The organism is Microbacterium yannicii (assembly GCF_024055635.1).
Lineage (GTDB): Bacteria > Actinomycetota > Actinomycetes > Actinomycetales > Microbacteriaceae > Microbacterium > Microbacterium yannicii.
In genome coordinates, this window is record NZ_JAMXMB010000040.1 from 225,693 (window position 1) to 239,589 (window position 13,897).

Annotated in this window: 13 protein-coding genes; 7 read left to right on the forward strand and 6 right to left on the reverse strand. The window is 70.7% G+C overall.

Annotation, left to right across the window (positions count from 1 at the left end):
* Window positions 1-100 precede the first annotated feature (100 nt).
* Window positions 101-613 carry a metallophosphoesterase family protein gene (locus NCG93_RS18795; protein WP_194413248.1) on the forward strand — a complete coding sequence of 171 codons (513 nt, stop codon included), beginning with the start codon at window positions 101-103 and terminating at the stop codon, window positions 611-613.
* Here NCG93_RS18795 and NCG93_RS18800 read toward each other — a convergent pair.
* The 3 genes from NCG93_RS18800 to NCG93_RS18810 all read right to left on the reverse strand — a co-directional run bounded on the left by NCG93_RS18800 (window position 591) and on the right by NCG93_RS18810 (window position 3,606).
* Window positions 591-1,166 (reverse strand): DUF2238 domain-containing protein, encoded by a 576-nt coding sequence (locus NCG93_RS18800; RefSeq protein ID WP_194413249.1) that lies wholly within the window; start codon window positions 1,164-1,166, stop codon window positions 591-593. The two genes, NCG93_RS18795 and NCG93_RS18800, sit on opposite strands and share 23 nt — an antisense overlap.
* A complete protein-coding gene (locus NCG93_RS18805; RefSeq protein WP_241741599.1) occupies window positions 1,163-2,029 on the reverse strand; it encodes an endonuclease/exonuclease/phosphatase family protein in 867 nt (288 codons plus the stop codon). Before NCG93_RS18805 ends, NCG93_RS18800 begins: the two co-directional genes overlap by 4 nt.
* 74 nt (window positions 2,030-2,103) lie before the next feature.
* Window positions 2,104-3,606, reverse strand: a complete 1,503-nt coding sequence (locus NCG93_RS18810) for a SulP family inorganic anion transporter (protein WP_252787605.1) — start codon at window positions 3,604-3,606, stop codon at window positions 2,104-2,106.
* A 216-nt stretch (window positions 3,607-3,822) separates the two neighbouring features.
* Between NCG93_RS18810 and NCG93_RS18815 the strand changes: the two genes are divergently transcribed.
* Window positions 3,823-5,484 (forward strand): alpha-amylase family protein, encoded by a 1,662-nt coding sequence (locus NCG93_RS18815; RefSeq protein WP_194413251.1) that lies wholly within the window; start codon window positions 3,823-3,825, stop codon window positions 5,482-5,484.
* Here the strand turns inward: NCG93_RS18815 and NCG93_RS18820 are convergent.
* Entirely contained in the window at window positions 5,436-6,281 is an 846-nt protein-coding gene (locus tag NCG93_RS18820; RefSeq protein ID WP_194413252.1) for a glycosyltransferase family A protein, read from the reverse strand. The genes NCG93_RS18815 and NCG93_RS18820 overlap by 49 nt on opposite strands.
* A gap of 344 nt (window positions 6,282-6,625) precedes the next feature.
* Here NCG93_RS18820 and NCG93_RS18825 point away from each other — a divergent pair, with 344 nt between their 5' ends.
* Together NCG93_RS18825 and NCG93_RS18830 are read left to right on the forward strand one after the other, a co-directional pair.
* Window positions 6,626-6,970 carry a DUF2200 domain-containing protein gene (locus NCG93_RS18825; RefSeq protein ID WP_194413253.1) on the forward strand — a complete coding sequence of 115 codons (345 nt, stop codon included), beginning with the start codon at window positions 6,626-6,628 and terminating at the stop codon, window positions 6,968-6,970.
* A 61-nt stretch (window positions 6,971-7,031) separates the two neighbouring features.
* Window positions 7,032-7,583 carry an NYN domain-containing protein gene (locus NCG93_RS18830; protein WP_194413254.1) on the forward strand — a complete coding sequence of 184 codons (552 nt, stop codon included), beginning with the start codon at window positions 7,032-7,034 and terminating at the stop codon, window positions 7,581-7,583.
* A 48-nt stretch (window positions 7,584-7,631) separates the two neighbouring features.
* On the opposite strand, the gene NCG93_RS18835 is transcribed toward NCG93_RS18830, so the two are convergent.
* Window positions 7,632-8,618 carry an aggregation-promoting factor C-terminal-like domain-containing protein gene (locus tag NCG93_RS18835; protein ID WP_194413255.1) on the reverse strand — a complete coding sequence of 329 codons (987 nt, stop codon included), beginning with the start codon at window positions 8,616-8,618 and terminating at the stop codon, window positions 7,632-7,634.
* Window positions 8,619-8,866: 248 nt separating this feature from the next.
* On the opposite strand from NCG93_RS18835, the gene NCG93_RS18840 reads away from it, so the two are divergent.
* The 3 genes from NCG93_RS18840 (at window position 8,867) to NCG93_RS18850 (ending at window position 12,181) form a co-directional block, all read left to right on the forward strand.
* Window positions 8,867-10,168 carry a M18 family aminopeptidase gene (locus tag NCG93_RS18840; RefSeq protein WP_194413256.1) on the forward strand — a complete coding sequence of 434 codons (1,302 nt, stop codon included), beginning with the start codon at window positions 8,867-8,869 and terminating at the stop codon, window positions 10,166-10,168.
* Between the two features lie 256 nt (window positions 10,169-10,424).
* Entirely contained in the window at window positions 10,425-11,570 is a 1,146-nt protein-coding gene (locus NCG93_RS18845) for a zinc-dependent alcohol dehydrogenase (RefSeq protein WP_194413257.1), read from the forward strand.
* A 20-nt stretch (window positions 11,571-11,590) separates the two neighbouring features.
* A complete protein-coding gene (locus tag NCG93_RS18850; RefSeq protein ID WP_194413258.1) occupies window positions 11,591-12,181 on the forward strand; it encodes a hypothetical protein in 591 nt (196 codons plus the stop codon).
* A gap of 19 nt (window positions 12,182-12,200) precedes the next feature.
* On the opposite strand, the gene NCG93_RS18855 is transcribed toward NCG93_RS18850, so the two are convergent.
* Entirely contained in the window at window positions 12,201-13,817 is a 1,617-nt protein-coding gene (locus NCG93_RS18855) for an FAD-dependent oxidoreductase (RefSeq protein WP_194413259.1), read from the reverse strand.
* Between the last annotated feature and the right edge of the window lie 80 nt (window positions 13,818-13,897).

Consider the following 13,897-nt stretch of genomic DNA (forward strand, 5'->3'; position numbering starts at 1 on the left):
TGCGGCGTCATAGGAGGAGAACGGATGCCGCGCCGCTTTTGGTCCCGCGAACCTGGGAGCGGGCCGTGAGTTCCGAGGGCCGGCGGGGCAGAATCGGGTCATGGCGACACGGCTGCTGCTGATCTCCGACACCCACATCCCGGGGCGCGCACGCCGGCTCCCCGATGCGGTGCTGCGCGCGGCCGATGCGGCCGATCTCGTGATCCACGCGGGCGACTGGGTCGCGGCATCCGTCCTCGACGAGCTGGTGCAGCACGCCGACGTGCTCGGCGTGTGGGGCAACAACGACGGCGCTGACCTGCGTGCCCGCCTGCCGGAGGTGGCGCGGCGCACGATCGAAGGCATGCGGTTCGCCGTGGTGCACGAGACGGGGCCGTCGCAGCGGCGCGAGGCGCGCATGGAGGCCGCCTTCCCCGATACCGAGGTGCTGGTGTTCGGCCACAGCCACATCCCGTGGGACACGGAGACGCCCGGGGGCCTGCGGCTGCTGAACCCGGGATCGCCGACGGATCGCCGCCGTCAGCCCGTGCATACGATGATGACCGCCGAGGTCGACGCCGGCGAGCTGCGTGACGTGCGGCTCGTCGAGGTCACTCCCGCTCGAGCAGCCTGACGCGGGCGACGACGAGCCCGGCGACCAACCCGCCCAGCCCGCCCGCGGCCATGTCGCCGATCGTGTCCTGGTAGCTCACGAAGATGCTGGGGTCGACGAAGGTCCTGCCGATCCACTCCGCCATCTCCCACACCGCACTCAGGGCGAGGCCCAGGCTCGTGACGAGGACGATCGGGGTCGCCCGCCGGGTGCCGGCGGCGAGAGGAAGGGGTACGACCGCGAGCCTCGCCAGCAGGAGGTAGGCCATCGCAGCAAGGGCGCCGGTGCACGCGAAGTGCACGACGAGGTCCCAGGACGGCACCGTCTCGTAGAGGTGCAGCACATTGCTCCACGCTGCGACGAGCACGGTGAGGCAGAAGACGACGTCGTACGCCGGGCGCGCCCCGACGAACCGGGGGACCACCAGCGCGAGCAGTGACAGCGCCAGGATGCCCGCATCCGACGGCGCCCACCAGATGAATGCCGCGACGACGCTGAGCGGACCGAGCAGTCGCACGGCGTCGGCCGTCCACTCCGCGACGCCGTGCGGCGGCCGGAGGAACCGCGCCTTCACGCGGCGGCCCGGCCGGCAGCGACGGTCACGACCGCCTGGACCGGCAGGTGGTCGGACGGCCACACCCCGCCGTGACGGAAGTCGTTGATCCCCGCGCTCGCCACCCGCACGTCCGGCGTGACGACGATCCAGTCGATGCGGGGCCGTGAAGGCTGCGGCGCCCGGTAGCCGGCGAACGTGCCGACGGATGCCGTCAGCCGGCGCGCCGCGGCGGTCCAGGCATCCTGCAGCCCGCCGTCATCGAGGAGCGCCCGCAGAGTCCGTGATCCCTCACCCGCGTTCAGATCGCCGGTGAGGATGCTCGGGCCGTGGCCGACCATCGCCCGGAGCGCATCGACCGAGCGCACGCGCGAGCGCGGCGAGAACGGGTCCAAGTGGGTGTTGACCACGGTGAATGCCGTCCCGGTGCGGCGGTCGCGGAAGCGGGCCGTCACCACGATGCGGGGGATGAGGTTGCCCCACGAGCGGGAGCCGGCTTCGCGCGGATGATCCGACAGCGCGGCCTGATCCCAGTCCACGAGTTCGAGCCGCTCGGCGTCGAAGAAGATCGGACAGCCCTCACCGCTGCCGCGCCGACCGTGCCCGCGCCCCACGAACCGGTAGGCAGCGCCGAGCGCGGCGCGCACGGCGTCGGCTTGGTCCGGCATCGCCTCCTGTAGGCCGACCACGGTCGGCTGCTCCTGCCGCAGCAGCGCTCGGACAGCGGGAGCACGGTGCCGCCAGGGATCCGCCCGCCTCCAGGTCACGCCGTTCAAGCGGCGCCGGATGTTGAGCGTCATGATGTGCAGCGCAGGCGGCTCCACCGGGCCGACGAGCGGAACGCTCGACCGCTCTCCGAGCATCTCGTCCGGTCGCCGCAGCATCCCTCACGGTACCCAGAGGATGGTGTGCCGCGGCAAGGGCTTGCGCTGAGGCGGTGTCTGCGTGAAGCGGGCGCTCAGGCCGAGCCCAGCCCACCGCTCAGCCGCCCGTGGAACGACGCCGACGCATCGGTCATGCCCTCGAGCACCACGGTGGTGCCGCGCTGCTCGTATTTCGTGACGATCGCGTCCAGCGCGGCGACCGTCGAGGCATCCCACACGTGCGTGCGGGACAGGTCGATGACGACGTGGGCAGGATCAGCGGCGTACTCGAACTGCGTGGTCAGGTCGTTGCTCGAGGCGAAGAACAGCTGGCCGTCCACCCGGTACCGGGCGGTGTCGCCCTCGACGGTGCGGCTCACGGTGGTGAAGTGGGCGACCCTGCGCGCGAACAGCACCATCGCGGTGAGCACGCCGAGCACCACGCCGATGGCGAGGTTGTGGGTCCAGACGGTTGCCACGACGGTGACGAGCATCACGACGGTCTCACTGAGCGGCATCCGTCTCAATGTGGACGGCCGGACGCTGTGCCAGTCGAAGGTCGAGACCGACACCAGGATCATCACGGCCACGAGCGCCGCCATCGGGATCAGCCCCACGATGTCGCCGAGCGCGACGACCAGGATCAGCACCCAGACGCCCGCCAGGAACGTCGAGATGCGGGTGCGGCCGCCCGAGGTCTTGACGTTGATCATCGTCTGGCCGATCATCGCGCAGCCGCCCGTGCCGCCGAAGAAGGCGGAGGCGATGTTGGCCACGCCGAGCCCCCACGCCTCGCGGGTCTTGCGCGAGCGGGTGTCGGTGATGTCGTCGACGAGCTTGGCTGTCATCAGCGATTCGAGCAGGCCGACCAGCGCTGCGGCGAACGCGTAGGGCGCGACGATCTGCAGCGTCTCCCACGTCAGCGGCACGTTCGGGATGAGGAGCTCCGGAAGGCTGCGGGGCAGCTCTCCCTGGTCGGCGACGTTCGGCACCGCCGAGAGCCCGAACACGACGACCGCGGCGGTCAGCAGCACGATCGCGATGAGCGGCGCGGGGATCGCGCGCGTGATGCGCGGCCAGACGAACAGGATGCCGAGTCCCACCGCCACCAGCACATACACCGCCCACGGCACATCGATCAGCTGCGGTACCTGGGACAGGAAGATCAGGATGGCCAGGGCGTTCACGAATCCGACCATGACGCTGCGCGGGATGAACCGCATGAGCCGTGCGACTCCCAGCACGGCGAAGAGCACTTGGATCACGCCGGCGAGAACGATCGTGACGATCAGGTAGTCCCCGCCGTATTCACGCGCGACCGGGGCGATGACGAGCGCGACCGCGCCCGCAGCGGCGGTGATCATCGCGGGGCGGCCGCCGGTGAACGCGATGACGACCGAGAGCACGAACGACGAGAAGAGCCCGACGCGGGGATCCACGCCGGCGACGACCGAGAACGCGATCGCCTCGGGGATGAGGGCGAGCGCCACGACCAGTCCGGCGAGCACCTCGCGCGTCAGCAGCCGCGGGCGCCGCAGCGCCTGCAGCGCCGTCGGCTCGATGCGGTAGCGATCAGCGGATTCCGCGACGGTGGACACGGGTGACGACTCTAGCCGCTGCCGGACGTGACTCCACGGCCGCCCGCCCTGCCCTGCAGCTCGTACCCCACAGCTCGTACCCAACAGTGGGGCGGATCTCAAGGGCCTGCCGGGGAGGCGAGGCGCCCGGCAGACTCGCGACATGGATTCCCTTCGCCTTCCTGCCCACCCGGATGCCGCGGCATGCGGCATCCTTCCCCACCCGAAGGGGGAGCGATGAAGATCACCGATACCAGCGACCTGTGGTGGAAGAGCGCGATCATCTACTGCCTGGACGTCGAGACCTACCTCGACTCGGATGGCGACGGGGTCGGCGACATGCAGGGCCTCGCACAGCGGATCGACTACCTCGCGCAGCTCGGCGTGACGTGCCTGTGGCTCATGCCGTTCTACCCGACGCCCGATCGCGATGACGGATACGACATCACGGACTTCTATGGGGTCGATCCGCGGCTCGGCAACCACGGAGAGTTCGTGGAGATGATCCGCACCGCCCACGACCGCGGGATGCGGGTGATCGTGGATCTGGTCGTCAACCACACGTCCGACCGGCATCCGTGGTTCCAGAAGGCGAGACGGAGCGTCAACTCGCCGTACCGGGACTACTACATCTGGCGCGACGAGGCCCCGCCGAAGGGCCAGAAGAACCCGGTCTTCCCGGGTGAGGCCGACGGCGTGTGGTCCAAGGACGAGGCCTCCGGCCAGTGGTACCAGCACAGCTTCTACGAGCATCAGCCCGACCTGAACATCGCCAATCCCGCGGTGCGCGACGAGCTCGCCCGCGTGATCGGCTACTGGCTGCAGCTCGGCGTGTCGGGGTTCCGTGTCGACGCGGTGCCCTTCCTCCTCGAGATGCCTCCGGGGGCCCACATCGCGGATCCGCACGAACTGCTGCGCGACTTCCGCCGCTTCCTGCAGCGCCGCTCGAGCGAGGCCATCATGCTCGGCGAGGTGAATCTGCCGTACGAGCAGCAGGTCGCGTACTTCGGCGGCGGTGACGTGAGCGAGCTCTCGATGCAGTTCGACTTCGTGGGGATGCAGGCGTTCTACCTGTCGCTCGCACGCCAGGATCCCGCTCCGCTCGTCGCCGCGCTCACCTCTCGACCGGCACTTCCCGACGACGTGCAGTGGGCGAACTTCCTGCGCAACCACGACGAGCTGACCCTCGACAAGCTGACCGATGCCGAGCGCGAGGAGGTCTTCGAGGCGTTCGCGCCCGATGAGCGGCAGCGCGTGTTCGGCCGCGGCATCACGCGCCGGCTGCCCCCGATGCTCGGGGATCCGCGGCGCATCCGCATGGCCTACAGCCTCTTGTTCACGCTCCCCGGCACGCCGGTGCTGTTCTACGGCGAAGAGATCGGGATGGGGGAGAACATCGAGATCCCCGGGCGCAGCGCCGTGCGGACCCCCATGCAGTGGACCGCGGAGAAGAACGGCGGGTTCTCGCAGGCGACGCCGTCCCGGCTGATCGCACAGCCGCCGGGGGACGGCTACGCACCGCAGCACGTCAACGCGGCCGATCAGATCGAAGACCGCGGATCGCTGCTGCACTTCTTCCGTGATCTCATCTCCCGGTACCGCATCTCGCCGGAGCTCGGGTGGGGCACGTTGGAGGTCCTCGAACAGCCCGTGGACCACCTCCTGGTGCATTCGCTCCGGGCGGATGTCGGCCGCATGGTCGCGATCCACAACTTCGCCGATGTGCCGGCCACCACGAGCTTCTCGCTGAAGGACGAGCCCGACGGCACCCGCCTCGTCGACCTGCTGGGCGCGGAGCGCATCCCTCTCGACGAGCGGGGACGGGTGGAGCTCGAGGTGCCCGCCTACGGCTACCGCTGGCTGCGGGTGTCGCGTCCCGATGACGGTCGCGTGTCGTAGCCACGGCTCCTCTCGGCGAGGGGCGTCGCGCTCACGAGGCCCCGCATCGGGCGCGCCGCCAGCACCCGACGCAGCGCACGGCGCGTCCAGCGGACCGGCGGGAAGTCGCGAGGAAGGTGCACGAGCACCGTGCGAAGACCGCGAGCGGCGCGACGGCCGAACGCCTGGCCGGGCGCGAACGGTCGCATCGACATCCCCATCCGCGCGGCCGGCAGCCAGCGGATGCTGCCGCGTTCGCCGAGGTGGAACGAGAGGTCCATATCATCGTGCAGTTCGGCATCGCGATGAACGGACGAGCGGATGCCGAGCCAGGCCTCGCGCCGCAGGCCCAGGTTGGACCCGAACAGCGGGAGGTGCCCGAGCGTCGCGATCATGACGACGGCGTACGCGCCCAGATAGAGCGTCGCAAGCGGCGCACGCCACGCCGGCGGGCCGTCGATGAACCGGGCACCTCCGGTGAACGCCGCGACGTCGGGGCGGGCGGCGAACGCCTCCGCCATGGCGCGGGACCACGACGGCTCGGGCACGCAGTCCGCGTCGAGCCGCAGGATGATGTCCCCTTCCGCAGCGTCGTACCCGGCGGCGCTCGCCGCCGGGATGCCCGGGGTCTCACAGCGGACCAGGCGGGCGCCGAACGCGCGCGCGACGCGGGCCGAGGCATCCGTCGATCCGTTGTCGACGACGACGATCTCGTCCGCGGCCCGCGTCTGCTGGGCGAGGGCGTGCAGGCAGCGCGCGAGTTCGGTGTCGTCGTCCTTCACGGGGATCACCACCGAGATCCGCAGGGTGTCGGGCATGCTCAGATTCCACCGGTGCCGGCGCCGGGGGAGAAGGGTCTTGACTCCCGCGGCGCCGATCAGCTGTGATGTGCGCCTGGCCGACGGAGCGCGACCTGCACGGTTAACAGGTCGGTACCCGCCGTGTCAATGGCCACCCTCCGATCCATCCTCATGCCTAGGCTGGCAGAGCAATACAAAGCAGTGCCGTGCGAAGCGGTCGAGTATCGGCGTTCGGGTCGCCGTGCTGACTCCCGTGAACGTGCTGATGGTCCCGGTGGGAGGGCTACCCACCGGGACCATCGCTGCGTCCAGAGGTCGTCGCCGGCCGTGCCGCGGCATCCGCACCGCATTATCCTGGCGAGGTGCACCGGATCTTCACGACGAGCTTCGCCTCGGTCTATCCGCTCTACGTGACCAAGGTCGAGCGGAAGGGCCGCACGCAGCAGGAGCTCGATGAGGTCATCGAGTGGCTCACCGGCTTCGACGACGCCCAGCTGCAGCAGCACATCGACGAGCACACGACGTTCGAGGACTTCTTCGCCGACGCCGACCTGAATCCGAACGCCTCGCTGATCACCGGCGTGGTGTGCGGCATGCGCGTCGAGCAGATCGAGGATCCGCTGATGCAGAAGGTCCGCTACCTCGACAAGCTCGTCGACGAGCTGGCTCGCGGCAAGGCGATGACGAAGATCCTCCGCAGCGCCTGATCGCGCCGGTTGCCCCGCCCCGCCCTGCTACGTTCGGATCGGGTCGACCGAGGAGAGCAGCATGGAGCGCAGCAGCTGGGTGCTGGTGGATGGCGAGAACATCGACGCCACCCTCGGCGGATCGATTCTGGGCAGGAGGCCGCTTCCCGAGGAGCGACCTCGCTGGGACCGCCTGCTGACGTTCATCTCCGAGCGGTGGGGGCGTCCGGCCAAGGGCCTGTTCTTCCTGAACGCGAGCACGCACCTGCCCATGCCGTTCGTCCAGGCGCTGCTCGCACTGGGATATCAGCCGGTTCCGCTCTCAGGGCCGGCGGACGAGAAGATCGTCGACATCGCCATCCAGCGCACGCTCCAGGCGCTCGCCGAGCGCGACGACGATGTCGCACTCGTCAGTCACGACCGCGACTTCGCCGAGGATCTCGCGCGGCTCGCCACCGATGGGCGCCGGGTGGGGGTCGTCGCGTTCCACGAGTTCCGCAGCACGGAGTTCACCGGCATCCCCGGCGTCGAGTTCTTCGACATCGAGTACGACGCCGCGGCGTTCGACGCCCCGCTGCCGCGGGTGCGCGTCATCCCGATCGAGCAGTTCGATCCGACCGACTTCCTGCGCTGACCCGCTGACGATTCGACAGCAGGCCGACCCGGTCGGCCGCCGGCCGGCTCAGTACCAGCCGGTCGACTGCGAGTGGCCCCACGCGCCGCACGGGGTGCCGTAGCGACCCGCGATGTAGCCCAGGCCCCACGCGATCTGCGTGGCGGGGTTGGTCTGCCAGTCGGCGCCGGCGCTGCTCATCTTGCTGCCGGGGAGCGCCTGCGGGATGCCGTAGGCACCGCTCGAGCGGTTGGAGGCCTGGTAGTTCCAGCCCGATTCCTTCTGCCACAGCGGCACGAGGCACGCGAACTGGTCGTCGCCCCAGCCGTAGCCGCCGAGCATGGCGCGCGCGGTGGCCTGCGCGTCCGCGGGGCTGGTGCCGCCCACAGCGCCGCCGGTGGCGTACACCGGGCGGGGAGCCGACGAACCCGAAGACGACGACGACGATGACTTCTTCGCGGCGGCGGCTTCTTCCGCGGCCTTCGCGGCGGCGGCGGCCTCGGCCTCCTTGCGGGCCTTCTCCTCCGCCTCCTGCTGCGCCTTGAGCGCGACGGCGGCGTCGAGGCGGCCACGCAGGCCCTGCGTCTGCTCGCTGACCGACGCGGTGAGGGTCGTCACGGTGTCCGCGAAGTCCGTCGTGTACATCGCCGGCAGCGCCTGCGCGCGCTGGAGCTGCACGACGGCGGCCTCGAGGGCCGACGTGTCGACGGTGGTGTCGGGCGTGCCCACGTCGAGGCCGGACGCGGCGATGTCGGAGGCCACGGTGGCCGCGGCGGTGACGGCGGTACTCGCGTCGGTCACGGCCTGTTCGGCCGGGGAGGCCGCCGGCACTTCTTCGGCGGCGGTGGAAGACGACGTGACGTACGACGCCAGCGCGAAATCGGTGAGGGAAGCGGATGCCTCGGCCTGCGACGCGGGAGCCGCCGCGGTGAATCCGGCGGTGGCCAGCACGCCGATCGCGAGTGTCGCGGCCAGCAGCACCGGGCGGCGGCGGAGGCGACGTTCGGCGCGGCGGAGAGTGCGGCGGGCGGGCAGGAGAGACGTGTGGTTGCGCATGAAAGACCGGGTTCCGTATCAGCGAAATGCGCCATCGGGCGGCGCTTCGTACCCGTTCGGGCGGGCACAAGTCCCCGAGTCTCCCCGGCGTTTCTGGACGGTTCCGGTGCGTTACCTGAACGTTACATGTGAGCGGATTGTTCGAAAAGGCCAGATCAAGAGCCTGCATCGTGCGCGGAAGTCCGCCCTGCGCCGAGCTCCTGACTACGATCGGAAGACCCCTGCACCGCTTTCGAGGAGGCTCGCCCGTGCCCTCAACCACCGCTTCGGTCACCCCCGGCGCTCTGGCCCACGCCGACGACCTCGCCGCCTTCGTGGCGTCGTCGCCGTCGAGCTTCCACGCCGCGGCGGAGGTCGCCGGTCGGCTCGAGCGCGCCGGATTCACCCGCCTCGACGAAGCGGCCGGCTGGCCCGCGCCGGCGGGCGGAAAGTTCGTCGTGGTGCGCGACGGCGCCGCGATCGCGTGGGTCGTGCCGGCGACCGCGGACGCCACGACGGGCGTGCGGATCTTCGGTGCGCACAGCGACTCCCCGGGGTTCAAGCTCAAGCCGAAGCCGACGACGGGAAGGCTCGGCTGGCTGCAGGCGGGTGTCGAGATCTACGGCGGCCCGCTGCTCAACTCGTGGCTCGACCGTGAACTCCGTCTCGCGGGCCGCCTCGTGCTCGACGACGGCACCAGCGTGCTGGCGTCGACCGGCGCGCTCCTGCGTCTGCCGCAGCTCGCCATCCACCTCGACCGAGAGGCGAACGACCATCTCGCGCTCGACAAGCAGTCGCAGACGCAGCCGGTGTGGGGGCTCGGGTCGGCCGAGTCCGCCGATATCCTCGGCGAGCTGGCGGCACGCGCCGGAGTGGATGCCGCGCGCATCCGCGGCTACGACATCGTCACCGCGGACTCGGCGCCCGGCGCAACGTTCGGCCGCGACGACGTGTTCTTCGCTTCCGGGCGCCTGGACGACCTCGCCTCGGTGCATGCGGGCGTCGTGGCGCTGGAGCGTGCGGCCGAAGGCCACGAGGCCGACCACATCGCGATGCTCGCGGTCTTCGACCACGAGGAGGTCGGTTCGGGCACGCGCTCCGGCGCCGCGGGGCCCTTCCTCGCCGACGTCCTCGAGCGGCTCTGGCTGACTCTCGGCGCCGACCGCGAGCAGCAGCTGCGCGCGCTGGCGGCCTCGTGGTGCGTCTCCAGCGACGTCGGTCATTCCGTGCACCCCAATTACGCCGAGAAGCACGACCCCGTCGTGCAGCCGGTGCTGGGGTCGGGCCCCATCCTCAAGATCAACGCGAACCAGCGCTACGCCACGGATGCCGCCGGCGCGGCGGCGTGGAACGGGTGGTGCGCGGCAGCGGGCGTGACGAGCCAGGAGTTCGTCTCGAACAACGCCGTCCCCTGCGGCTCGACGATCGGCCCCATCACGGCGACGCGTCTGGGCATCCGGACCGTGGATGTCGGCATCCCGATCCTCTCGATGCACTCCGCCCGGGAACTCGCCGGCGTCAGCGACCTCTGGGACCTCACCCGCGTCGCCGAGACCTACTTCCGCGGCTGAGCCTCCCCGCCGCGAGTCCCCCATCGCCACGTTTCGCCGGCCCGGGCAGGACGTTGACTTGCCGTATATGTACGCGACACGCCCGGCGTGTCGTACATATACGGCAAGTCAACCGGGTGACGAGGGGCGACGGGGTCGGCCCTGGCGTGGCGGCCAGGGCTGGGCGCCGGCTGACACGTCTGAGCGCTGAGCGCAACCCCCTCCGCTGATCGCCGACCACGCGGGGAGGGTGTCGTGAGACACCCAGGAGGAGCGCATGAAGGCGATGACGTACCGCGGACCGTACAAGCTCCGCGTCGAGAGCAAGCCCGAGCCGAGGATCGAGCACCCCAACGACGCCATCGTGCGCGTCGAGCTGGCAGCCATCTGCGGATCGGATCTGCATCTGTACCACGGCATGATGCCCGACACCCGCATCGGCCACACGTTCGGCCACGAGTTCATCGGCACCGTCGTGCAGGTGGGCGGGTCGGTCGAGCGGCTGCAGGTCGGCGATCGGGTGATGGTGCCGTTCAACATCTACTGCGGCTCGTGCTTCTTCTGCGCGCGGGGTCTGTTCTCGAACTGCCACAACGTGAACCCCAATGCCACGGCGATCGGCGGCATCTACGGCTACTCCCATTCGACCGGCGGCTACGACGGCGGTCAGGCCGAGATGGTGCGCGTGCCGTTCGCGGATGTCGGACCCTCGGTGATCCCGGACGACATCGCCGACGAGGACGCGCTGCTGCTGACCGACGCGTTCTCGACCGGCTACTTCGGCGCCCAGCTGGCCGACATCGCCGAGGGCGACACGGCCGTGGTGTTCGGCGCCGGTCCCGTGGGACTCGCCGCGGCGCGCTCCTGCTGGCTGATGGGCGCGGGACGCGTGATCGTCGTCGACCATCTGGGCTACCGACTCCAGAAGGCACGCGACTTCGCCTACGCCGAGACGGTGGCGTTCGGACAGGTCGGGGACATCGTGCGCGAGCTGAAGCGGATGACGGACGGGCTGGGAGCGGATGTCGCCATCGACGCCGTCGGCGCGGAGGCCGACGGTCACGTGATCCAGCACGTGACGTCGGCCAAGCTCAAGATGCAGGGCGGTTCGCCGGTGGCTCTGAACTGGGCCATCGACTCCGTCCGCAAGGGCGGCACGGTATCGGTCATGGGGGCGTATGGGCCGATGTTCAGCGCGGTGCGGTTCGGCGACGCGATGAACAAGGGCCTGACCCTGCGGATGAACCAGGCGCCGGTGAAGCGCCAGTGGCCCCGCCTGTTCGAGCACATCCGGGCCGGCTACGTGCGGCCGAGCGAGCTCATCACGCATCGCATCCCGCTCGACCACATCGCCGAGGGGTACCACCTCTTCTCGACGAAGCTCGACGACATCATCAAGCCGGTCGTCGTCCCGGCGTCCTGACACTCGAATCGGAGGAAGACATGCCGTACACCGCCAAGAAGCCCGGTTCCACGCCGACCCCCGACGAGCTGCGCGCCCGCATCCCCGGCTGGGGAGCCGACGCCGACCCCGCCGATCGTCCGGCGGTGCCCCGTGAGCAGCCCGGGATCCAGACAGGCGCGCACTGGGACATGCCCGAAGACCAGGGCGGCCGCGGCGGCCGCGAGAAGTCCGTCGAGCACACGCGGCTGACCCCGGTGTTCGGCACGGCGCAGCCGTTGCACGGGCTGGCCGGCCGCGTCCGCCGCTACGCGTACGAGAGGTACAGCGAGGGCCAGACCGCGCACTGGCTCCTCCTGATCCTCGGCGACCGCATCGACTCGGCGACCGCACACCTGACGTCGCTGTTCACACGACGGCCCGACGACCCGATCACGCAGAGCGGCATCCTCGGCGAGCGAGGGCACCGGCCGATCTCGTCGCGCTTCGGCCGGGGCCGTGCCGACCTGAAGCACGCATGGCTCGATCCCCTCCTCGTGCTCGGCCCCTGGCTGATCGCGGGCACGATGATCGTCATGCTGGGTCGCGCGATCGTGCGTCCGGGCGGCGGCCGGCGCAGCGCTCAGGGATGACGGCCGCCGGCGCCCGCGCCTAGCGGCCCAGCGCGAGGTACTGGTGAGTGAAGGCGATGGCCATGCCGCCCTCGCCGACGCCGGCGACCACCCGCTTCACGGAGCCGGACCGCACGTCGCCGACCGCGAAGACACCGGGAGCTGTCGTCTCGAGGGCGAACGGCCGGCGCGTCCCGGCCCATCTGCCCGACTCGAGGGCATCCGCGCCCGTGAGCACGAAGCCGCGCCCGTCGAGGGCGATCTCCGGCGGCAGCCAGGCGGTCTCGGCATCCGCTCCGATCATCACGAAGAGCACGTCGACGTCGCGGCGCCGAACGTCGCCGGTGCGTCGATCGGCGATGTCGGCGGCCCGCAGACTGTCGGCCCCGTGGAGCCCGACCACTTCGCTGCGGGTCTCCACCCGGATCGCCGGGATGGCCGAGATCTGATCGATCAGATACTTCGACATTCCGGCCTCGAGCGACTCGCCTCGCACGAGCAGCGTGACCGACCGCGCGTGGCGGCTGAAGAACAGCGCGGCCTGGCCGGCGGAGTTGCCGGCGCCGATGATGCAGACGTCGGCGCCCTGCGCGACGGCGGAGTCGCTGCGGGCGGCGCCGTAGTAGACGCCGCTGCCGAGGAACCTGCCGACGTCGTCGAGGGGGAGCGTGCGCCACACGACTCCGGTGGCGAGGATCACCACGTCGGCGCGGACGACATCGCCGCCGTCGAGCGTCAGCTGGTGCGTCGCCGGATCCAGTGCCTCGACGGTGCGCGTGACCACCAGCTCCGCGCCCAGGCGCTTGGCCTGCTTGAACGCCCGGCTCGCCAGATCATCGCCGGAGATGCCGAACGGGAACCCGGTGTAGTTCTCGATCCGCGTCGATGTGCCGGCCTGCCCGCCGGGCGCGAACGTCTCGACGACGAGCGTGCGGAGTCCTTCCGCCGCGGCGTTCACAGCGGCCGTGAGACCCGCCGGCCCGGCGCCGAGGATGACGACGTCGTAGTCGCGCGCAGCCGGCGCCACGTCGAGCCCCACGGCGTGGGCGACCTCCCGCATCGTCGGGTTCTCGAGCCGTCGGCCGTCCGCGAGCTCGAGGACGGTGTCGGCGGCATCAGGGTCTGCATCCGCCGTCACGCTCTCGAACTCGACGTGGTTGCGGGTCAGGAAGCCGCTCACGCGATGCGCTCGAGCGCTTCGCCCGTGGTGGATCAGTCGCACCCCCGGCTCGCGCTGCTCCGCGGCCATCGTCTGCAGCGAGTCGAGGTAGCGGCGTGCGAGGGTGGCCACCCGGTCCGGCACCGACGGGGCGAGCGCGGCGAGCGTGTAGTACACCGCGGGCTCCAGCTTCAGCACGCGCGTCGGGCCGGCGGCGCGGCCGCTGGCCGGGAACGGCGTGCTGAGCGTCATCGGCACCTCGCCGAAGAACCTGCCGGGCTGACGCGTGCCGATGACGCGCTCGTCGCCGTTCACGAGCTTGGTGATCTCGGCGAGTCCCTCGACCACGACGAAGAGTGACCGCTCGTCGCCCTCGTGCGCGAAGTACTCGCCGGGGACGAGCCGGATGTCCTCGACGGCGCCGGCGAGGTAGACGAGGCCCTCCTCGGGCACCCCTTCGAACACGCGCATCGCGCGCAGACCGTCGACGGTGATCATGCGGCTCCCCAGCGGCAGGCGGGGGCGGCGTGCGCACCCGGCGACGCAACGCGCCACGGGGCCGAAGCTACCGGGGTCGC

Coding starts and splice junctions, on each gene's coding strand:
- NCG93_RS18830 (WP_194413254.1), top strand. CDS start 7,032: ATGGAGCGCAGCAGCTGGGTGCTGGTGGATGGCGAGAACATCGACGCC.
- NCG93_RS18805 (WP_241741599.1), bottom strand. CDS start 2,029: ATGCTGCGGCGACCGGACGAGATGCTCGGAGAGCGGTCGAGCGTTCCG.
- NCG93_RS18835 (WP_194413255.1), bottom strand. CDS start 8,618: ATGCGCAACCACACGTCTCTCCTGCCCGCCCGCCGCACTCTCCGCCGC.
- NCG93_RS18845 (WP_194413257.1), top strand. CDS start 10,425: ATGAAGGCGATGACGTACCGCGGACCGTACAAGCTCCGCGTCGAGAGC.
- NCG93_RS18815 (WP_194413251.1), top strand. CDS start 3,823: ATGAAGATCACCGATACCAGCGACCTGTGGTGGAAGAGCGCGATCATC.
- NCG93_RS18795 (WP_194413248.1), top strand. CDS start 101: ATGGCGACACGGCTGCTGCTGATCTCCGACACCCACATCCCGGGGCGC.
- NCG93_RS18855 (WP_194413259.1), bottom strand. CDS start 13,817: ATGATCACCGTCGACGGTCTGCGCGCGATGCGCGTGTTCGAAGGGGTG.
- NCG93_RS18820 (WP_194413252.1), bottom strand. CDS start 6,281: ATGCCCGACACCCTGCGGATCTCGGTGGTGATCCCCGTGAAGGACGAC.
- NCG93_RS18850 (WP_194413258.1), top strand. CDS start 11,591: ATGCCGTACACCGCCAAGAAGCCCGGTTCCACGCCGACCCCCGACGAG.